The following is a 20,753-nucleotide window of genomic DNA, read 5'->3' on the forward strand; positions in this document are numbered from 1 at the left end:
TGAAGGGATTATTAAGGTGAGTGCATCAGTGACGTCAACGAGTGGGCAGGATTCATTGCTATCCCAAGCCGTATCGGCTGCAAAAAGTAGTGCGACGACCGCAAAAAATGCTTCGGATAAGACCGGAACAACGACGAGCAGTGCTGGGGGGGCGGCTTTGTCTTCGATGACAGAGAATTTTAATCAATTTTTGACGTTGCTAACGACGCAGTTGCAGCATCAAGATCCGACGAACCCGACGGATAGTAATAATTTTACAGCGCAGGTGGCTCAGTTTGCTGGTGTACAGCAGCAGGTGCAGTCGAATACGACATTGTCGAGTTTGTTATCTGCGACGCAGGATAATCAGTTGACGAGTGGAGCAAATTTGATTGGCAAAACGACCACGGCTACGACGTCGTCTCTACCTCTGCAAAATGGCCAAGCGAATGTAAGTTATACCGCGCAGCAAGCCGGTGATGTGGCTATCGCGGTGACGAATACTGCGGGGCAAGTTGTGCGCAGTGAAACTGTCTCGGCCGCAGTGGGTCAGCAGAGCTGGCATTGGGATGGCAAGGACAATGCGGGTAATCAACTTGCTGATGGTGGGTATTATGTTGCGGCCGAAGGCACAGCGACTGACGGTACAAGCGTTGCACTTCCAACGACGGTAAGCGGCACTATTACGGGGATTTCGCGTGATTCAGGTACAGTTAATGCCCAAATGGGTGGGGCCTCAGTAGCGCTGAAGACGCTGAATGCATTTCAAGGTTAAAGGCTTTTGTGCCGGTAGTATCACGTATGTATAAGCCCTAATGAGGGTTGTTATTCGTGTGTGGTTAGTTTGAATGGATATCGTCTTGGCACTCTACCGCGCGAGCAGAGACGCATGCTGTGCGATCCGCTTTTTGGTAGAGTGCAATGCAGCATCGTTGGGTATGGTTATTCGGAAAGGCTTTGTGTTGCGCGTAGCGCTGTGACGAGGCTGGGGGCTGCGGGCATCAGTGGCGCTAGAGTAGATTGGTAGGCGTGGTAGAGGTCCGCTTTGCCTTGATAAATCGTTTCTGAAGGAATGCCTTCGGGGGTGACTTCGTTGAACCAACTCCCATGCGTGCGGTCGATGAGGGTGGTGTCGATATAATCCCAAATGGTGCGGTACCATTCTTCGTACTGAGTGTTGCCTGTGCGTTTATACAAAAGAATGGCTGCGGTGAGGGCTTCGGCTTGTGCCCAGTGTACTCGGGCTGAGATGTGTGGCTTGTGGTCCCAGCCAATCGTGTAGATTAAGCCGGGCTTACCATCCGTATTCCAGCCCGTATGCATACCAGTTTTGAAGAGAGACTGTGCGTCATGCAGGAGCCAGCCGGGGGCGTGGAGGCCGTGGCGGAGCAGGGAGGCTTCAAGTTTTAGGGTGAGATGTGACCACTCGACAAAGTGCCCCGGTGTCATGCCGTAGGGGCGGAGGTCATGTGTGGGTTGGTCGTGGTGGTAGTCTTTGAGTAATGTCCAGTTGCGGTCGAAATGTTCGGGCATGGCGAAGTTTTGTGACGCTGCGAGTTCATGCACAAATCGCGTCACGATGCGTAGGGCACGGTGGAGCCATTTTGTATCACCCGTGACATCGGCAAGAGCAAGGAAGGCCTCGGTGGAGTGCATATTGCTGTTGGCACCGCGGTAATCTTCTTCGTCTGACCAGTCTGCGGCGAAACTCTCGCGCATGACGCCTTCGTTTTCGGACCAGAAATGTTGCTCGATGCAGGTCGTAGCGTCGTGCAGGAGTGCCTTTGCTCCTGTAAGGCCAAGAACTGTTGCAGAGGATGCAGCGAGCGCAATGAAGGCATGAAGGTAAGCTTGCTTACGTTCATGCGGTTTGTCGGCGTAATGCCGCCAGCCACCATGCTCGGTATCCTGAAAAGTGCTGCGCAGTCCATTTAAGGCATGTTGGCTGAGTGCTGCGCTGCCGGGGATACCTTTGAGTGCTGCTGCGGCAAAAGCGTGGGCGCAGCGTGCTGTGAGTGTCGCTTCGGCAGCCGCTTTGGGGGGCAGGTGCCCTGTGAGGTCTAACCCCGTAAAGCCACCATCGACTTGCCCTTTGCGACTAAAGAGCAAGAGGTCTTCTCCACGCGCTTTGAGCCATGCGGTATGTGCTGGCTGGCGGATCCATGTGGAGGAGTCGAGCAAGACGGGGGAAAGGCGATCAAACATACAGGGCTCCACAGTGGTGAAGGGATCAGGAAAATGTGTTAGTGTAAAACCTTCTTTCAAGGACGCAGAACCTTCCCAAGAGTTGCGCTATGCTCCATGTGTGAATGGGGCGACAACCTCTAGAGTATGGACGGGGGTTGTGGCTTTATAGATGTGTAAGGGCCGATAAGCGGCTTGCGTCTTGTTCGAGCATTGCGGATAGATAGCGTTATGACTGATCGTTCTCCAATTCTTGTTGCTCCTAGCTTGCTTGCGGCTGATTATGGGCGTCTCGCAGAGGAAACGCGTTCTGTGGCGCGTGCGCCGTGGTTACATCTTGATGTGATGGATGGCCATTTTGTGCCGAATATCTCGTTTGGTCCGCCTATTATTGCGGCTTTGCCCCGTGATACGGGGGCTAAATTTGATGTGCATTTGATGATTGATCCAGTGGATCCTTATCTTGAAGCAACGGCAAAGGCGGGTGCTGATCATATTACGGTGCATATTGAAAATGCGCCCCATGTACACCGGACGTTGCAGACGATTAAGGCCTTAGGCTGCCGTCCGGGGATTGCATTATGCCCGGCAACGCCGCCAGAAGCAGTGTCTCAGGTTTTGGATCTGGTGGATATTATTTTGGTGATGACGGTGAACCCGGGCTTTGGGGGGCAGAAGTTTCTTGAGAGCCAATTGCCAAAAATCCGTAAGCTTGCAGAGATGATCAAAGCATCTGGACGTGATATTGTGCTGGGGGTTGATGGTGGAATTGGGCCAGAGACGGCGGCACAGGCTGTAGCGGCTGGGGCAACAATGTTGGTGGCGGGGTCATCGGTCTTCGGGAAGGAAGACCGCGATGCTGCGATAGCAGCGCTTGAGGGACCGTACGCGGAATAGGATAGCTGATGGGCGAGGGCCGAACGGGGCAGACAACATTTTCGAAGCTGAAGCTGTCAATGGCGAGGATGCCTTTCCGGAAGGGCGCGCCATCTGGGCCGGTGACGGTATGTCATGATCCTTGGCATGGCGATGCGGAGCAGGGTGCGCGGTTGGTTGCGCGTTATTTCCGTTTTGACCGTAAAGATTATGATCTGACGTATGGGCGCACGCCGTTGACGGCGTGGCCTGTGGGGACGTGGCCAGAGGCGGCGCGGCACTGGTTGTATGGTTTTTCGTGGCTGCGTGACTTAAGGGCGCTTGGTAGTGATGAAGCGCGTCTTATGGCGCGTAAGATGGTGGGGGTATGGGTTGCCAACCCACCGGGTGGTGAAGTCGCTGAAGATGCATGTACGACGGGGATGCGTTTAGCGTCATGGCTCTCGAATCATGCGTTTTGTTTAGCTTCTGCAGATCATAAGCTGCAGAAAAAATTGATGGATCGTGTGTTGGTAGAAGCCCGCACGATTTCAGCATTACTGCCATTGAAATTTTGTGGTTGGGCGGAGCTGTCGGCTTTGCGGGGGTTGCTGGCAGCGGCATTGGCGATCCCTGAGCAAACGGGCTTCATGGTACGTTTTTTGCGGTATTTGCCGAGTGCGTTGGAGCGTATTTTATTACCAGACGGCATGGTGGCAGAGCGTTCTCCTCAAGCTCAGTATGAGTTGGTGCGTGAGTTGGCAGAAATCTCCATGATGTTTCGTGCGGCCCAATTGCGTGTGCCGCCGCTTGTAGAAACGTCGCTTGAGAAAGCTGTGCCAGTACTGCGTGCGCTTTGCCATGGTGATGGCGGTCTAGCGGTTTTCAATGGGAGCGGCGAAGGTGACGTACGCTCTGTCGAGCGGGTGTTGGCGCAGGGCTCTCGCTTGAAGCTGATTGCGTCTAACCTGACAGATGGGAAGTTTACCCGTGTTGCGCTGGGTAAATCATTGCTGATTGTGGATGGGGGTGGGCCGCCAGTTTCAGGGGCGGATCAGACGGCGCATGCGGGGACGTGCTCTTTTGAGTTCTCGCATCTCAAAGACCGTATTTTTGTAAATTGTGGGTCTGCGCTTTTAGCGCCGTGGGCAGACGCGCTTCGTGCGAGTGCAGCGCATAATGTGTTGATACCAGAAGATTTGTCGTCGTCTGACTTTGATCGGCGTGGCAGGGTGACGCGACGGCCAGTGCACATCTCGTGCCATCATCAGACCAATGGTGAAGGGCATTGGATTGATCTCTCTCATGATGGTTATCATCCCTCATTAGGGGCGACATGGAAGCGCCATTTGTATTTGGGGGATAATGGGGAAGATTTGCGCGGGCAGGATGTTTTGCACAGTGAGCGTGCTGTCTCTTTTGTTCTACGTTTCCATCTGCATCCTAATGTGATTGTGACGCAGGATGATGATGACGTTATCATGCATGTGGGTGAGAAGATTTGGCGTTTCCGGCAGCGTGGCGGTGGCCTTGCTGTAGAGCCGGATGTGTATTTGGCACGTGACCATGTAGAGCCTACACGACAAATCGTGGTGTATGTTGACCCGAAATATACGGGGGCTGCGTCGGATGCGGAGGCTGCGGAAGAAGGTGTGCGTCAGGATGACGCAGCTAAGCTAAGCGCGGCTCCGCCTGGTGTGACACAAACTGTTTCGTGGTTATTGGAGCGTATTCCGGAGTGAGTGGCCGGCCCTTGAAAATTTTGCAAATTACGAATGTTGATTTTGCTCTAAAGCAGTTTCTTTTTCCGTTGATGCAGGCTTTGCGGGCCGCTGGTCATGACGTGCAAGGCGGCTGTGCAGAGGGGCCAGATTTGGCGCCCGTCAGGCAGGATGGGTTTGTTGTGCATAGCCTGCCAATGGCGCGGAGTTTTTCGCCTATAGCGCAAGGCCGAGCTTTGTGGGTGTTGATCCGACTTATCCGGCGAGAGCGGCCAGATATGGTGCATGGCCATATGCCGATTAGTGGTATTTTGGCGCGTATTGCAGCGAAAATCTGCGGGGTGCCGATTATTGCTTATACGGGTCATGGTTTTTTGTTCAACCAGCCGGGATCATGCTTGCGGCGGTGGTTATCTTTGGTCTTGGAGTTTATTGCTGGGCGGATAACCGATCTTTATATGACGGTATCCGTAGAAGAAGCGCGGGATGCGCGTAGGCTGCACTTAAATGCACATCCGTTGGCGATTGGAAATGGTCGGGACCCGCAGCGCTTTCGGCCTGATGATGCTGTGCGCCGCCGCGTTAGGGCGGCGTTGGGTGTGGCGGAGGATGTGCCGGTTGTGATCGCTGTGTCACGGTTGGTGCGTCATAAAGGCTACCCTGAATTGCTGCGGGCGATGGAAGAGGTACCGGGTGCGGAGCTATGGGTCGTAGGCGAGCGGCTGACGACGGATCACGGGGGGGATTTGGAGGGTAGTTTTGCCCGGGCGCATCAGGTGTTGGGTAAAAGACTGCGTATGTTAGGTGCGCGCGATGATGTGGCGGAGCTTCTGGCGGGTGCAGATGTTTTTGCTTTGCCTAGTCATTTTGAAGGTCTGCCGATGTCGGTTATTGAAGCGATGTTGTGTGGACTGCCAGTTGTCGCAACGGATGTGCGTGGCCCTCGTGAGCAAGTTGAGCAAGGGCGCACGGGATTGTTGGTACCTCCGGGTTTGGCAGCGCCTTTGGCGCGGGCCTTACAAGTGTTAACGCAGGACCGTGAGAAAGCTGTGGCGATGGGAGAGCGCGGTCGTCAGCGGGCTGTCTCGGTTTATGCACAAGATCGGGTGTTGCAGCGTGTTGTACGCTTGGTGGGGCAAGAAGCACAGACGATGAAGCCGCCTCGGTGAGGGGCCTCTCTGTGTATTTGAGCATTGAGACGCAATAAGTAGTTTATTGTTGTGCGTGTAGGTGTTCGCTCTCTCCCTTGCCTTGGGTGAGTCTTATAGCCACCCATTTTGGCGTGCGATGCGGCTGGCTTCGATACGGTTTTTAGCATCCAATTTTTGTACGATCTCTGAGAAATAGTTGCGGACTGTTCCCGTGGATAAATTCATTGTTTCGGCAATGTTTTGATTGGTCTTTCCGGCCTCGGCAAAGCGGAGCATCATGCGTTCACGGTCATTGAGTGGGTCTGGCAGGGCATCCCAGACACTTTCGGCCAGGTCTGGTGCGATAGCCCGTCCTCCAGCAGCGACTTTGCGAATGGCATTGGCGAGTTGAGTAATGGGAGCATCTTTGAGCATGTAGCCACGGACGCCTGCTTGAAGCGCACGACGCAGATAGCCGGGGCGGCCAAATGTTGTGACGATAATGATTTTGGCAGGGCTGTTTTCTGCTTTTAGACGTTCGGCGAGTTCAATGCCGGTCATGTTCGGCATTTCAATATCCGTCATAATGATATCGGGTTTGAGTTCATGGGCCAGCGTTAATGCGTCATGACCATTATGGGCGCGGCCGATAATGGTCATGTCATCTTCTAAACTCAGCAGCGTTTCAAACGCATCTATGAGCATGGTTTGGTCTTCGGCGAGAAGGAGGGTGATCATGGTGTAAAGCTCGCGGTTAGGGTGAGGCCGGGGGTATTGGGCGTAAGGGTGATGGTACCGCCGATGGCGGCAAGGCGCGCACGCATCCCACGAAGGCCATTGCCCTCTAAAAGGGTATCGGGGCAGGTGAGTTCGGTGCCGTTATCGCTGACTGTGATGCCTTGTGGCGGACCGTTATGTTGGCCATGAATTGTGATGTGGCATTGGGTAGCGTGTGAATGACGGATGACATTGGTAATGGCCTCACGCAAGGTCATGGCTAGAACACTACACGTTTCTACAGAGGTATTACTTTCATGTGCGAGGCATTCTGCACCGTGAATGATGAGGGAGATGGATGCAGATTGAAGGGCATTTTTAGCTTGCTCTAACTCGCGAGTGAGGGTGGCGCTTTTCATGTTTGTGATGGCAGCGCGTACATCGCGTAGGGAATCACGGGCAATAAGGCTGATATCGTTGATTTCACAGAGGGCACGTTCAGGAGCGCGGTTGTGGAGTTTGGCAGCGAGCTCACTTTTGATGGCGATGACGGTGAGGGAGTGACCTAAGAGGTCATGCAGATCACGTGCGATGCGCTCACGCTCGGATGTTGTGGCGAGGGCACGGATTTCAGATTGGGCTTCTTTCAGGCGCTGGTTCTGGCGAGCAAGGCGGCTTTGAAACCATGACATGGTGTAAGTGGCCAAACTGATGAGAACGGAGATACCGCCTGAAATCGGGACATGGCGCACGGTCCAAGCGAAAGAAATGAGGGCAATCTGGAGCAAAACCAGTAGAGTGATGGCGCGGCGTGTATCATGCAGGCGGATACACATGGCAGACGCATAAATGTTGAGCGTCATCCATCCCGCATTGGTCCAAGAGGCTGAAAAGCCAAGTAATGCCGTGAGAATAATTTCAAAAGTGGTGCTGTCGACACCATCAATTTTATTGGCCGCTCTGTATGGTGCAAAGTAGAGCACCAGAAACGCCAGAAGAGCTGCGATGCCGTAGGATGCTTGGAAAATGCTTGGTGTTTTATCGAAGAACCAGTTGAGCGGATAAAAGAACAAATAGACCAGATATACGGAGTGGTAGAGATAGGTTTTTCGGCGGGTTGGATTCTGGTCTATTCCGAGTAAGGACATGACGTTAAACGACCGTTTCCTGTGTGGTATATGTGTGTATCCGTGCGAGGCGTATTGTCGCGCTGATCCATAATGTGGTGGCGGTGCCAAGGCCTGAGAGTGTCATGTGCATTTGGGCTGGTAAAAGGCAAGAAAAGCAAGAGATTAAAACAATAATTGCGCCGGAATAGTAATGGGTTGGTTCTTCTAAGGCGCGCCCCATAGGGATTAAGGTCAGGCCGATGATGCCACCAATCAGGGGGTACATGAGTTCTGTATGATGTATGGCGTTCGTGAGGAATCCGACACAAAAGAGCGATACGCCGCGCCATATTTGGACGCGCTTGAGGAGTGTTTGGTCAAAGGATCGTTCGGGCAATGTGAGGTAGAAATATCGGGCGATGAAACTGCCGAGCAGCAGGGCAGAAATGAGCCCAACGAGAATAAAGAGCGGGGTTTGAGGGAGGAGGGCTGCTTTGCCGCCGCGCAATGCCCAAAAAGCAGCGAAGACGAGCGTGATAGCTTCGGTGGTGAAAAGGCGTTTTTGTGGGGCGGTGGCCATGGTGAGGACTCCATAGAAACCCAAGAGCGGGTGTGGTCACTATGGAGAGATGAGCCAAAGGCCGAACAGTGCCGGGTGTCACACGATGGATATGACACCCGTCATGTTGTGGCGTTATGCAGGGCGCACGAGGATGTGTTTCTTCTTGCCGGAAGAGAGCTTTACGGCGCCATTTTGTAGGTCTTTTGCGCTGACGGTGAGGTTCTCGTCACTGACGACAACGTCATTGACGCGTGCACCACCACCACGGATCAGACGGCGTGCTTCGCCCCCACTGGCGGCTAGGCCGGCATCTTGCAGGAGACGGAAGATGGGCAGGCCGTCTTCTAATGTGGCCGCGGGAATGGTGACTTCTGGCAGAGCTGCTGTGGCGGCACCCTGTTCGAAAACGCGGCGTGCCGTTTCGGCTGCTTCTTCAGCCGCAGCGCGGCCATGGCAGATGGCGGTGGCTTCTGTTGCGAGGATTTTCTTCGCGTCATTAATCGCTGCGCCTTCCAGCGCACCGAGGCGTTCACATTCTTCAACAGGTAGGTCTGTGAACATTTTCAAGAAGCGTTCGACGTCCGCATCTTCTGTGTTGCGCCAGAACTGCCAGTACTCAAAGACGGGGAGCTTTGCTTCACGGACCCATGTGGCACCACCAGCAGATTTGCCCATTTTGGCGCCGGAAGACGTTGTAACGAGTGGTGTAGTCAGGCCGAAAACTTGTTTGCCTTCTGTGCGGCGGGTGAGGTCAATACCTGAGACAATGTTGCCCCACTGGTCCGAGCCTCCCACTTGGAGCGTGACGCCTTCGCGGCGATGGAGTTCGCGAAAGTCGTAAGATTGAAGAATGGAGTAGTTGAACTCTAGGAAAGTGAGGCCTTGCTCACGGTCGAGGCGTTGTTTGACGCTCTCAAAAGACAACATGCGGCTGATGGAGAAATGCACGCCGACATCTTGGAGCAGGTCAAGGTAGGACAGTTTATTGAGCCAATCTCCGTTATTGGTCAGCAGGGCGCGATTATCTGAAAAATCAATGAATTGGCGTAGGGATTTTTCAATTCCTGCAATGTTATGCGCGATGGTTTCGGCTGTGATGAGAGAGCGTGCCTCATCACGGAATGATGGGTCACCGATGCGTGCTGTGCCGCCACCCATGAGGGCTACGGGGCGATGGCCGTGTTTTTGCAGTAGGCGCAAGATCATGATGGAAACAGCATTGCCCACATGCAGGGAGTCTGCCGTAGGATCAAAGCCTGCATAGGCCGTGACGGGGCCAGTGAGCATTGCAGCATCAAGTGCTTCAAGGTCAGTACACTGGAAAATCAGGCCACGGGCCTGAGCTTCACGGAGGAATGGAGACTTTGGCATGGGACGCTCAACACTATTCGACATAAAATAAGAGGGTGACTTGCATAGCACAGCAAAACGGGGAGGACACCCGCCTTAACGGTGTATGTTGGGAGGAATGAAGGAGCGGGGAGGGTTATGACTCTTTTATGTTGTTAACTAACGTTTACTCTTTTGACGGTATTTTAAGAGGATATTTTTTTGAAAGCAGGTTTTTATGTTGCGAGATGAATATCCGAGTAACCTAGATAATCATGACGAATGTTTCGTAGAAAAAAATAAAGCGCGTTTGGAGCGTATTGCGCGGCGGGCGCGTGATTGGATGAGTATTTATGCGTTTATTTTGAGGCAAAGGCGTGATCGAGAGGTTGAGTGAAGTAGAGAAGGATTATTGGCACTCGGGGGAAGGAGAAGGGCGTTTTAAACGCCTCTCTCTTTGAGGGCAGAAACATAGGCTTGCATAGATGCTAATTTTTTGACTGTAGAGGCGCCTAGAAAATGAACAATACCCCTGCGCTGCTGTACGGAGGGGTAAGGTTGTCCTTCTGGTGGGATACGGAAGAGAGAAACCTTCTGAGGGATGATGTCTAAGCTGCTCATATTCATTTTGCGTAGAACATAATTGGCAAAACGCTGGTCAAAGCTGGGTAATGTTTCTCTCCCACCGAATGTTTCCATCCAGCCGTAGGCTGCTTGGCGGATCAGTGGAAAGACGTCTTGGACGCTACGGGCATCGGCAAATCCAAGAATTCCCGAGGAAAAACCTCTGCTGAATGGATCAAAGGGAACATTGTCTCCCGAGAGGAGGCGCCAGCCAAACCAGTGCCCTTCGGATTGTAAAGAACCTTCATCTAAGCGTCCTTCTGGGCAGGCATGCACGAAGGGGGAGGTGACAAGTAGGGGCAGGATGTCATCCAAGGGGTGGTCACAGACAATGTCAGCATCACAATAAAGGATAGGGCTGGCATGTTGGAACATGTCAGATAAGGCAAAATTATAACGTGACAAGCACCAGTCGAGTTTGTCGTGGGTGTTGGGAACGGGGATGATGGTGAGCGTGCCGGGAACGTCGAGGGATGATAAGGATTCTTGTAGTGTTTCGACGGTATCTGGGCTGGTCAGAATGGCGATATCGTATTGCCATTTTCCGAATGTGACGAGAGAGTTAACGGCGATGCATACGCACTCGAGAATGGTGGGGTCGTGGAAAGCACAAAAATAGATTAATGGGCGAAATGATTTGAATTTCGCACTTTTCCAGCCATCATGAGTAAGAGTGAATTCTGTAAGTTTTTTGGGCGAAAACTTTGGAAGTGCTGACAAAAGCTCCTGTTCTGAAAGTGTCATATCACCAAAGTGCCAATCTCCTGTATCTGCGCGCTTTGCTTGCACGATACGTGGTGGCCCGTAGGAGACCCAATGGGTACCTTGAATATCATCATGTGGGTGAAAATGTAGTGGCACAATAGAGTCTCACAGTGCATTTTATAATGCTGTGATATTAGCGATGTTTTCTGTATTTTAAAGTGATTATTTTATTGTATTTGAGATAAACCCGCCGCAGTTATTGGGTGCTGCGGCGGGTTTATTGTTAGTCTGCCGCGAGGGCGAGGGCTTTGCGGCCACGCATGGTGGTGACGTGGTCTTCAAGCGCTGCGCCGACTTGGTCTGCTTGGTTTGCAAAAATGTGGTCGGCATCATCGAAGATACGATAATCGACGGATACATTTTTCTGCGTATTAAGCTTGTCCACAAGTTTGTGGATGCCGGATTCTGGTGCCATTTCGTCTTTTCCGCCAGCGATCATAAGACCGCCGCAGGGGCATGGTGCCAAAAAGCCGAAATCATAATCATTGGCTGGAGGCGCTACGCTGATCCAACCACTGATTTCAGGGCGGCGCATGAGCAACTGCATGCCGACGAACGCACCAAAGGAGTATCCGGCGATCCAAAGTTCGGTTGAATTTGGGTTCACCATTTGCATCCAGTCCAGCGCAGCGGCTGCATCTGAAATCTCGCCTATGCCGCCATCATAGCGGCCTTGTGAACGGCCAACACCGCGCGAGTTATACCGCATCACTGAGAAACCCATTTTCTCGAAATGGCGATACATTGTGTAGGTGATGCGGTTATTCATGGTGCCACCGTGCAGGGGGTGGGGGTGCAGCACCAGGGCGAGGGGAGCGTTAGGTTCGCTAGAGTGGTGATAACGTCCCTCAAGCCGGCCATCTGGGCCAGCGAACATCACTTCGGGCATATTTCTCTCACACTGTGTCCGGCAGGATTACGGCCCTGCCTTCCGATGTGCGATTGTATATCGACTCAAGCGCAAAGATTTCCACCAAAATCGACACGTTGCCTTAAATTCACGAATCGTCAATCCGAAACTTGCGTAAATCTTCGTTCAATCCGATGTGGTGTTTATGACTTTTTTATCTGCCCAAACGTATCTTGATGCGAACGCAACGGAGCCATTGCGGCCTGAAGCGCGTGAGGCTGTGATTGCAGCGTTGGACCTCGTTGGTAATCCGTCATCGGTGCATGCATTTGGCCGTGCGGTGCGCCGTGCGCTGGAAGAGGCGCGCTCTGTTTTCGGGCACGGATTTGGGCGAGACCCGGATCAATGTGTGTTTACGTCTGGCGGGACGGAGGCGAACGCGTTGGCGTTGCACGCTTATGGCGCGGGGCGGCGTGTCTTGATTGGCGCAACGGAGCATGATGCGATCCGCCGCGTTGTGCCCGGGGCGGAGATTATACCCGTCCTGCGTGATGGCGTGTTGGATTGTGCTGTTTTGCGGGAAAAACTCGCGGAATCAGGCCCGGCTTTCGTGTGTGTTATGGCGGCAAATAATGAAACGGGTGTGCTCTCTCCGTTGGAAGACGTGCACGCGCTCTGCCGAGAGTTCGGTGCGCGTTTGCATGTGGATGCGGTGCAAAGTGCCGGGCGGATAGAGCAGAGTTTAGAGGGCTGTAGTGTTGCCCTTTCGGGGCATAAAATGGGCGGGCCGAAAGGGGCCGGTGCGCTGTTGTTGCCGGATGCAGAATCCATTGACGCCTTGATGCCGGGTGGTGGGCAAGAGCGTGGGCGACGCGGGGGGACGCAAGCGCTCCCAGCAATTATGGGGATGGCGGCGGCTTTTACGGCTGCGCGTGAGCAGGATTGGTCTGTCGTGGATGGCTTGCGCGCACAGATTGATGCGGCGGTGCAGCGCTTAGGTGCGCGGGTTGCCGGGTATGGTGCCGCGCGTTTGCCGAACACGAGTAATGTGATTTTGGACGGCGTTGGTGCGCAGATACAGTTAATGACGCTGGATTTGGCTGGGTTTGCGGTATCGGCAGGGTCGGCCTGTTCATCGGGGAAGGTGGCGGCATCGCATGTGTTAACGGCGATGGGTGAGCATGATGGGGCCACGCAGGCTCTTCGTGTGTCGTTGCCGTGGAATGTTCAAAATGTGCAGGTGGATGGGTTCATCGCGGCGTATGAACAGATGGTGCAGCGTTTACGCAAAGCGTAGTGGCCGGGAGATGGGTGCATGATTTATCTGGATTATTTTGCGACGACGCCGTGCGCGCCAGAGGTTGTGGATGCCATGTTGCCGTGGTTCACGCAGGATTTTGCCAATCCGCATAGTACGCATGGTCCGGGTCAAAAAGCAGCGCACGCTGTTGAGGTGGCGCGTGAGCATGTGGCAGCCCTGATTGGGGCAGAGGCGCGCGAGATCGTTTTTACATCTGGTGCCACGGAAGCCAATAACATCGCCATTAAAGGTGCGGCGCGCCATGTGCAGCGTATGGGCGGGGAGCGGCGCCGGGTTATTACGAGTGCTGTCGAGCATAAATGTGTTTTGGAGTCCGTAAAATCTCTTGAAAGTGAAGGTTTTGAACCTGTGATCTTGCCGGTCGATCGGCATGGGATGGTGGATTCGGCTTCTTTGGAGAAGGCCTTGTCGGTGCCGACGGCCCTAGTCAGTATTATGGCAGCCAATAATGAAACGGGCGTTTTGCAGGATATTCCGACGTTATCCGCTTTGGCGCGTCAGGCTGGGGCGGTGTTTCATACGGATTTGGCCCAGATGGCGGGGAAGTTGCCAGTATCGTTAGAACATGTCGATCTTGCATCGGTTTCAGCGCATAAAATGTATGGGCCCAAAGGAGTTGGTGCCTTGTATGTGCGTCGGCGGCCACGGGCGCGGGTTGTGCCACTATTGTCAGGTGGTGGGCAGGAGCGTGGGGTAAGGTCTGGCACGTTACCAACGCCGTTGGTCGTTGGGTTTGGTGAGGCAGCGCGGATAGCGCGTGGTGCTTTGACGGTGGAGCCAGAGCGTTTGGCGCAGTTGCGGGATGCGTTGTGGCAAAAATTGCGTGATGGCTTGCCGGGGAGTGTGTTAAATGGTGCAAAAGTGCCGCGTTTGCCCGGTGGATTGAATTTCTGCCTGCCGAAAGGGGTCTCAGCCCTTGACGTAATGGCTCATCTGCCCGACATCGCCATGTCGACGGGTTCTGCTTGTTCAGCGGCGGAGCTGGCACCCTCTTATGTTTTGACGGCGATGGGATTGCCGGAGGCTGAAGCATCACGGTGCTTGCGTCTCTCGGTTGGACGTTTTACGTCCAACGCCGAAATTGATCGTGCGGCGGCGCTTCTGGTTGATGTTGCACGTGTGTCCTGACGTTTACTGAGTACAAGGAAGATGATCGTCCATGCCTAAGATGACCTTTATTGATCGTGATGGTTCGCGCCATGATGTTGATGCGCCGAACGGTTTGTCCGTTTTGGAAGTTGCGCATAAGCACGATATTGATCTGGAAGGGGCCTGTGAGGGGTCTTTGGCATGTGCAACATGTCACGTCATTGTGGACCCGGAATGGGCTGGTAAGCTGAGTGATGCGACGGATGATGAGGAAGATATGCTCGACCTCGCTTTCGGTCTTGAAGAGACCTCACGTTTGGGCTGCCAGATTGTCATGACAGACGCGCTGGATGGTCTTGTCGTTCATATTCCGAAGCAGGGCTGAAGACGATGCGCATCCTCGTTGCCATGTCCGGAGGGGTGGACAGTTCTGTTGTGGCGGCACTTCTTCACCAACAGGGCCACGAGGTCATTGGTGCGACGCTTCAGCTTTATGATCATGGTCAAGCAGCTAAGCCGGGAGCTTGTTGTGCGGGGCGTGACATCATGGATGCGCGTGCTGTGGCCGATCGTTTGGGCTTTCCGCATTATGTGATTGATGCGGAAAACCGCTTCCGTGACAGTGTGATTGATAGTTTTGCTTCGTCATATGCGCGCGGGGAAACGCCTGTGCCGTGTGTCGCTTGTAATCAGGGCGTGAAGTTCACGGATCTGCTGGGCATGGCGCGTGACCTCGGTTGTGAAGCGATGGCAACGGGGCATTATGTCCGCCGCGTTGAAGGAGAGGACGGGGCGCAAATGCACCGTCCGATCGATAGTGACCGTGATCAAAGCTGGTTCTTGTTTGCGACGACACGTGAGCAGCTAGAGTATCTGCGTTTCCCGTTAGGTGATGTGCCGGATAAGGCGCAGGTGCGTAAGATGGCGGAAGAGTTTGGCTTGCAGATTGCGGATAAGCCGGACAGCCAAGATATTTGCTTCGTACCAAATGGTTCTTACGCTGAGATTGTTGAAAAGCTGCGTCCTGAAATTCGTGGTCCGGGAGAGATCGTGGATGAAGCTGGGCAGGTGCTTGGTCAGCATGAAGGTGTCGCGCGGTACACGGTAGGGCAGAGCAAGCGGTTGGGTGATATTCACACAGCTGTTGGTGAGCGCCAGATGGTGACCAAAATTGATGTGTCCAGTCGCCGTATCGTCGTGGGCCCGCGTGCTTCAGTGCAGAGTGCTGAGGCCCGGAAAGTTATTCATCTGCGGGACATGAACTGGCTGTGCAACCCAATACCGGAAGGTGTGCGGTGTGGTGTGCAGATCCGTGCGCGTGAAGAATTGCGTGAGGCACTTGTCGTGCCATTGGCTGATGGTGGTGCGCGCGTTGAGTTGACCGCAGGGGCAACGCCGGCACCCGGTCAGGCCTGTGTTTTGTATGATGGAACGCGCGTTTTGGGCGGTGGCTTTATTTTGGGTTCTGCCTGAGTGTGTTGCTTTTGATGGTTGCTAGGAAAGGGGGACAGGAAACTGTCCCCTTTTTTGTGCTGCGTGTCGGTCGCCTTCTTTGTGAGTGATCTTTGATAAGAGCTGCTTTGTAAGTCACGATTTGGCAGCGATATATTAGTGTTCATGGGGATCAAGAACGAGATTGGTTTTGCGTGTGCGGCCAAGTTTTGCGGGCGTCGTCGATGTCATTGGTCATGTATGGTGTTAGGTGCGCGGATATATTTGAGGAAATGCTCGCATTACGTATGGGGGTATTGATTGGGTTGGTGCTTCTGGCGTTTGCTTTTGGTATTAAAAATATGGGGATAGATAACTTATCTATTGCCGTATTTTCCGTCTACCGACGCGTGCTATAGAAATAATAAAGAAAATTTTTAGATGCTCTGAGAGGCTGCGCCAAAAGTGTTATGAGTAATTTTCTGAGGATTCTGTAGATTATAGAGATGATATAACATGATGTTCTAAGTGTATTTTCGATGACTTCAGAACCATATCCAACGACTGGGGTATGAAAAAATTTTATACTATTCTCTATTTATTTTGGCTCAGGCTTTGAGGGTAGCTCTTTGGAAGTGTTGTGATCTCATCATCGAAGACGTGAATGGCCTTTCCATCCCGCTCTATGGCATGTGTGAGGGGACATGGCCCTGACGTGAGCGGTATGTTGGTGCTATGGCTGGCGCGTTTTCTTTAGTGGAGCGGGTTATCGTGTCTCATTCTGTCGTCACACCACTTATTGTTTCGTTTGGAAGTGTTAACATTGATGTGACGGCACGGGCGCGACGCTTGCCGCGTCCGGGAGAGACGGTGCATGGTGAGAGCTATGGCATCATGCTTGGGGGGAAGGGGAGTAACCAAGCGGCGGCTGCGGGACGTTTAGCGGCTTCTGGCGCTGTGCGTGTGGCGCTGGTGGGGCGCGTTGGCCGTGATGATTTTGGGGCGCGTGCTCGGCAGGAATTGGCGCGTTTTGGGGTTGAATTGCGTCCCTTACGGGATGATGCTGACCATGCAACGGGTGTGGCGCTAATTGGAATTGATGCTGGAACGGGTGAAAACAGCATTACTGTCATTGGTGGTGCGAATATGGCCGTTGATGCGACGGATGTTGTTGTCGCCGATACTTGGTTAAAAGAGGCCGCCGTTCTTCTGTTGCAGCTTGAGGTTCCGGAGGTTGCTGTGATTGCGGCGGCGCAACGTGTGAAAGCTGCTGGCGGCGTTGTGGTGTTGGACCCTGCACCTGTACCGGAGGGTGGTTTGTCGGGTGATGTGTTACGGGTGGCGGATATTATTACGCCCAATGAAACCGAGACGGGTCTTTTAACGGGTATTACGCCAGAAACAGTGGAAGAAGCTTCTGAAGCAGCGCGAATTTTGCAGGCAAAAGGTGTGCGCCGGGTATTGGTGAAGATGGGTAGCCGTGGTGTGTTTTGGCGTGATGGCGATGAGGAAGGGTTTTGTAAGCCTTTCCGTGTTGATGCGATTGATACGGTTGCTGCGGGTGATAGCTTTAACGCGGGGTTGGCTTTTGCATTGGCGCAGAAGACGTCCTTTCAAGATGCAGTATGTTTTGCGGCCGCTTGTGGTGCTTTAGCGACGACGCGTAATGGAGCGGCCGATGCAGCGCCGCATTATGCGGAGGTTTGTGCGTTGGTTGAACAGCAAGGCGCTCGTTAAGGGCGTAGGGCCTTCAGGTAGCTTTTATAGGGTTAGAATAATGATGATGCAGCATTGGCTTAAGGGTGCCGTCTTTATGGCGCTGGGTATGAGTGTTTCGACATCGGCTTATGCGTGGGGGCCCTATGGGCACGCGATGGTGGCAGATATTGCCCAAGAGCGTTTAACGCCAAAGGCGGAAGCGGTGGTGCATCAGCTTTTAGCGTTGGAGGGGCATCAGTCTCTCGATCAAGTTGCCTCATGGCCAGATACGATGGCGCATCTTCCGCGTGCGCAAGGGGGGCGGCCAGAGACGTTGAAATGGCACTATGTGGACACCGATATTGTGAACCCTGCCTATGAGCGTATGCGGGATTGTGTCGACACAAATTGTGTTGTGGAGCGTTTGCCAGAAGAGATTAAAGTACTGGGAGATGTTCATGCACCGTCTCAAGAACGGTTAGAGGCGTTGAAATGGGTGGTGCATTTGGTGGGGGATTTGCATCAGCCTCTGCATGCGGCAGAGCGTGATCATGATATGGGGGGCAATACGGTGCGCCTGACGTATTATGGTGATTCTGCGCGTGGGCATATGAACCTGCATGCGTTGTGGGATGATGGTATTCTGAACCGTCAGGATCACTTGGTCATTGGTCCGCATTATTCGATTGATTATGCGGTGGCGAAGGCGGCTGCTGAGCATTTATCGGCGCAGATTACACCTGAAGAAACGCGTTACTGGACGCAGGATTTGGCAGCTTCTGGGGCGCCTTATCGTGCTGTTGTTGACTGGGTAGATGAAAGCCATGAGTTGGCGCGGAGCGTTGTTTATGGTGCATTGCCCTCGCAGCAACACCCAGATTTGGGGGATGCGTATACCGCTGTGGCGTGGCCGTTGATTCAGTTGCGTTTGGAGCAAGCAGGAGTGCGCTTGGCGGCTGTTTTGAATCAGTCTTTGGGACAATAATATCCGTCTGCCCGTATGGGGGGATATTAGGGCCGGGGAAAGGCAACGCTTGAAAGCGTTGCCTTTTTGTGTGGTTTAGAATGATGCAGAGAAAGATCCGTAATAATTACGTGGTGGTAGGTAGTAATAAGTTGGCAGGGTTGCGCTGCCGTTGCCTTCGGTAATGGTGCGGTTATCGAAGATATTAGCCACTTGGAATTGTACGCGGTATTTGCTGCCGAAGCGGTAACCGAGCGTGAGGTCCGTTGAGGAATAAGCGGGAAGGCGTGTGTAGTTCGCACCACTTGGCAACTGTCCTGCGCCAGCGAAGCGGTGGCCCACATATTTTGTGAGGAAAGACCCGTACAGGGCATCGCGGTCATAAAGTACGCCAAAAAAAGCCGTGCTGGATGGAGCGTTGGCAACCTGCATGCCGCTTGTTTTATCTGCGGCGCTATTGATGGAAGCGTTGGCTGTTACGCTAAAGCCATAGCCTGCGCGGAGAGTGGCTTCGGCTTCAAAGCCTTTATAGATGACGCCGCCTTGGTTGCCGTAAACGGTAACGTAGCTTCCGCCTGGCCCGACGGGGAGGGCAAAGGCACTGATTTTGTTACGGAAGTTAATATAATATCCATCGATATCAGCGACAAATCGATCAGATTTAAAGATAATACCCGTTTGGTAATTGATGGTTTGTTGTGGGGACAGGGTATTGAATTGTGCGCCGGGGCCACGCTGCACATTGGATGGTGGTGCTTGGAAGCCCATCGCCCATTGAGCATAATAAGCCCAGTGTTGGTTGAACTGATAATTCAGCGCTGCTGACCCGAGATCGACCGCATAAGAGCGGGTGGAGTTTAGAGTGCTACCGCTGGACACGCCATTAAGGCTGCGTTTGAAATCAACATGTTTCCAGCCCGGTGTAATGGAGAGACCTTTGATCGGCCGCCAGACAAATTCCAAGAAGGAGTTGATGGATGTTGTATAGCCGAGAAGATTGTAGGAAAGGGCCGTTGAGCGGCCTTTATAGGGTTTGATTTGTCCGGTTGAGAGGTCGTTTGTGACTTGAACTTGGGTTTGGCGTGAGTAGTCGTACCATACGCCAGCGCGGGCGGTAACGTTGGTGACGCCATGTCCAAAGTCACGCTCTAACGTCGCAATATTGCCCCATGGGCGGTAATGGGAGCCAGAACCAACGCCGGGTACCCCAGATGTCAGTAATGTGCTGTTCGGGGTTGTCCCGTTTGTGTTGCCGCCAGCAGTTGCGGCTTCATCGTAGCCATAAGTGTAGGCTTTATCGACGAAGCGGAAGCCATATTTTTCAGCATCAAATTTGGCGTAGCTGAAGTCTGACCAACGGTTGCTAAAGTTATAGGAACGATAGAGTTGGGATGTTGGGTCATTGTTCAGGCTGGCGTAATTATAGCCGTATTTTTGGGTGCCTGCGACGGTGGGTTGGACGTAGTTGTTCCATGCGACTGTGGTGCGTTCACTGACTACGGAAAAATGTGCGAAATCATAGATTGGCTGTTCGATTTTGAGGAAATAATTATCCTGTCGCAGCCCAGCATATTTCAGCAAGCCATCTGTTGCTGTGTGATTGTAGTTGAAAAGAATACGTGTGCCGTTTGTGGCGGCAATAGCACCAGATTGTAGGTCTATGCCTGCTTGGTATGTGTTGGCGCTGCCATAGGCACCGTTAATGGTGATGAGGTGCTTGTCGAGCAGGTCTTCCGAGTTCAGAGCCATCGTGCCGCCGAAAGTGGCATTGCCCATAGTGGACGCCGTGCCGGGACCGCGGTCAATCATCATGCTGCCCAGTACGGGAGCTGGGAAAAATGATGTTGTTTGGTGGGAGAAAGAGCTTGGGTCCGCGAAGGGAATGCCGTCAAACGTGACGTTATATTGGCCGTCTTGGAAGCCGCGAATGGCGGCATTTTTGCTCGACATGCCCGGACCGTTTGGAGAGGAGTTCGAGGCGGAAGGGCTGAATTGCATGACAGACAAGTAGTCTGCGTGGGGTGATGCAATGTGTTTGATGTAGGTCTTGGAAATGCTGGTTTCAGGCTGGGTAGCGGTCATAGGCGTTTGCCCGGGGGCTTGCGCTTGAGCGGAGTCGCTTTTGCGTTTGCCGTGCACTTGGAGGTGTTCTGTGTGTGCGTCATCCGCCATGGCGGTTAGGCCCGAGGTACAAAATAAAAGGAGGGATAGGCCAGAGAAGCTTTTTTTGAACATATTATAGTGAACTCGTGACATTGAATTTACTTAAAAATACATTTTATTAAAATAAATATTATTAATATTTTATGAAAATTTATTTTTGTTATCTATATAATTACATATTTTTATAATTAAAATGACATAAATTATTCATATTTATTTACATTTTTTCTTTCAATAAAAATTCAAATTAAATTTATAAAGT

General features: G+C 52.9%; 19 protein-coding genes. 11 read left to right on the top strand and 8 right to left on the bottom strand.

The genetic code is table 11. The features are described from left to right. Positions 1–16: 16 nt before the first annotated feature. Positions 17–754, top strand: a complete 738-nt coding sequence (locus NTH01S_RS00855; RefSeq protein ID WP_068167843.1) for a flagellar hook assembly protein FlgD — start codon at positions 17–19, stop codon at positions 752–754. A gap of 167 nt (positions 755–921) precedes the next feature. On the opposite strand, the gene NTH01S_RS00860 is transcribed toward NTH01S_RS00855, so the two are convergent. After that, positions 922–2,184, bottom strand: a complete 1,263-nt coding sequence (locus tag NTH01S_RS00860) for an AGE family epimerase/isomerase (RefSeq protein WP_068167851.1) — start codon at positions 2,182–2,184, stop codon at positions 922–924. A 210-nt stretch (positions 2,185–2,394) separates the two neighbouring features. On the opposite strand from NTH01S_RS00860, the gene rpe reads away from it, so the two are divergent. The 3 genes from rpe to NTH01S_RS00875 all read left to right on the top strand — a co-directional run bounded on the left by rpe (position 2,395) and on the right by NTH01S_RS00875 (position 5,908). After that, positions 2,395–3,060, top strand: a complete 666-nt coding sequence (gene rpe / locus NTH01S_RS00865; protein WP_068167853.1) for a ribulose-phosphate 3-epimerase — start codon at positions 2,395–2,397, stop codon at positions 3,058–3,060. Between the two features lie 68 nt (positions 3,061–3,128). After that, a complete protein-coding gene (locus NTH01S_RS00870; protein WP_245642022.1) occupies positions 3,129–4,760 on the top strand; it encodes a heparinase II/III family protein in 1,632 nt (543 codons plus the stop codon). Positions 4,761–4,771: 11 nt separating this feature from the next. Further along, entirely contained in the window at positions 4,772–5,908 is a 1,137-nt protein-coding gene (locus NTH01S_RS00875) for a glycosyltransferase family 4 protein (RefSeq protein WP_068168140.1), read from the top strand. A gap of 93 nt (positions 5,909–6,001) precedes the next feature. Here the strand turns inward: NTH01S_RS00875 and NTH01S_RS00880 are convergent, their stop codons facing one another. From NTH01S_RS00880 to tyrS, 4 genes are all read right to left on the bottom strand, one after another. Next, positions 6,002–6,607 carry a response regulator transcription factor gene (locus tag NTH01S_RS00880; protein WP_068167857.1) on the bottom strand — a complete coding sequence of 202 codons (606 nt, stop codon included), beginning with the start codon at positions 6,605–6,607 and terminating at the stop codon, positions 6,002–6,004. Next, positions 6,604–7,734 carry a sensor histidine kinase gene (locus NTH01S_RS00885; RefSeq protein WP_068167862.1) on the bottom strand — a complete coding sequence of 377 codons (1,131 nt, stop codon included), beginning with the start codon at positions 7,732–7,734 and terminating at the stop codon, positions 6,604–6,606. Before NTH01S_RS00885 ends, NTH01S_RS00880 begins: the two co-directional genes overlap by 4 nt. Before the next feature lie 4 nt (positions 7,735–7,738). Next, positions 7,739–8,275, bottom strand: a complete 537-nt coding sequence (locus NTH01S_RS00890) for a hypothetical protein (RefSeq protein ID WP_068167865.1) — start codon at positions 8,273–8,275, stop codon at positions 7,739–7,741. A gap of 114 nt (positions 8,276–8,389) precedes the next feature. After that, positions 8,390–9,628, bottom strand: coding sequence for a tyrosine--tRNA ligase (tyrS, locus tag NTH01S_RS00895; RefSeq protein ID WP_068168143.1), 1,239 nt, complete (start codon positions 9,626–9,628; stop codon positions 8,390–8,392). A 196-nt stretch (positions 9,629–9,824) separates the two neighbouring features. Between tyrS and NTH01S_RS11695 the strand changes: the two genes are divergently transcribed. Further along, the gene (locus NTH01S_RS11695) at positions 9,825–9,983 is read left to right on the top strand and encodes a hypothetical protein (RefSeq protein WP_157070812.1); all 159 of its coding nucleotides are present in this window, start codon (positions 9,825–9,827) and stop codon (positions 9,981–9,983) included. A gap of 44 nt (positions 9,984–10,027) precedes the next feature. On the opposite strand, the gene NTH01S_RS00900 is transcribed toward NTH01S_RS11695, so the two are convergent. Beyond that, positions 10,028–11,071, bottom strand: coding sequence for a hypothetical protein (locus NTH01S_RS00900; protein ID WP_068167869.1), 1,044 nt, complete (start codon positions 11,069–11,071; stop codon positions 10,028–10,030). Between the two features lie 127 nt (positions 11,072–11,198). After that, positions 11,199–11,864, bottom strand: coding sequence for an alpha/beta hydrolase (locus tag NTH01S_RS00905; RefSeq protein WP_068167872.1), 666 nt, complete (start codon positions 11,862–11,864; stop codon positions 11,199–11,201). A gap of 166 nt (positions 11,865–12,030) precedes the next feature. On the opposite strand from NTH01S_RS00905, the gene NTH01S_RS00910 reads away from it, so the two are divergent. From NTH01S_RS00910 to NTH01S_RS00935, 6 genes are all read left to right on the top strand, one after another. Next, a complete protein-coding gene (locus tag NTH01S_RS00910) occupies positions 12,031–13,122 on the top strand; it encodes a cysteine desulfurase family protein (protein ID WP_068168145.1) in 1,092 nt (363 codons plus the stop codon). An 18-nt stretch (positions 13,123–13,140) separates the two neighbouring features. Further along, positions 13,141–14,274: a cysteine desulfurase family protein gene (locus NTH01S_RS00915; protein WP_068167875.1), complete on the top strand. Its 1,134-nt coding sequence runs from the start codon at positions 13,141–13,143 to the stop codon at positions 14,272–14,274. A gap of 31 nt (positions 14,275–14,305) precedes the next feature. Further along, positions 14,306–14,620: a ferredoxin family 2Fe-2S iron-sulfur cluster binding protein gene (locus NTH01S_RS00920; protein ID WP_068167878.1), complete on the top strand. Its 315-nt coding sequence runs from the start codon at positions 14,306–14,308 to the stop codon at positions 14,618–14,620. A 5-nt stretch (positions 14,621–14,625) separates the two neighbouring features. Further along, positions 14,626–15,708, top strand: coding sequence for a tRNA 2-thiouridine(34) synthase MnmA (gene mnmA, locus NTH01S_RS00925; protein WP_068167880.1), 1,083 nt, complete (start codon positions 14,626–14,628; stop codon positions 15,706–15,708). Positions 15,709–16,437: 729 nt separating this feature from the next. After that, positions 16,438–17,403: a ribokinase gene (locus tag NTH01S_RS00930; protein ID WP_245642023.1), complete on the top strand. Its 966-nt coding sequence runs from the start codon at positions 16,438–16,440 to the stop codon at positions 17,401–17,403. A 40-nt stretch (positions 17,404–17,443) separates the two neighbouring features. Beyond that, positions 17,444–18,349, top strand: coding sequence for a S1/P1 nuclease (locus NTH01S_RS00935; RefSeq protein WP_245642024.1), 906 nt, complete (start codon positions 17,444–17,446; stop codon positions 18,347–18,349). Between the two features lie 75 nt (positions 18,350–18,424). On the opposite strand, the gene NTH01S_RS00940 is transcribed toward NTH01S_RS00935, so the two are convergent. Next, positions 18,425–20,563 carry a TonB-dependent receptor gene (locus tag NTH01S_RS00940; RefSeq protein ID WP_218015966.1) on the bottom strand — a complete coding sequence of 713 codons (2,139 nt, stop codon included), beginning with the start codon at positions 20,561–20,563 and terminating at the stop codon, positions 18,425–18,427. Between the last annotated feature and the right edge of the window lie 190 nt (positions 20,564–20,753).

This window comes from Neokomagataea thailandica NBRC 106555 (genome assembly GCF_001598495.1).
In the GTDB taxonomy this organism is placed as follows: Bacteria; Pseudomonadota; Alphaproteobacteria; order Acetobacterales; family Acetobacteraceae; genus Gluconobacter; species Gluconobacter thailandicus_A.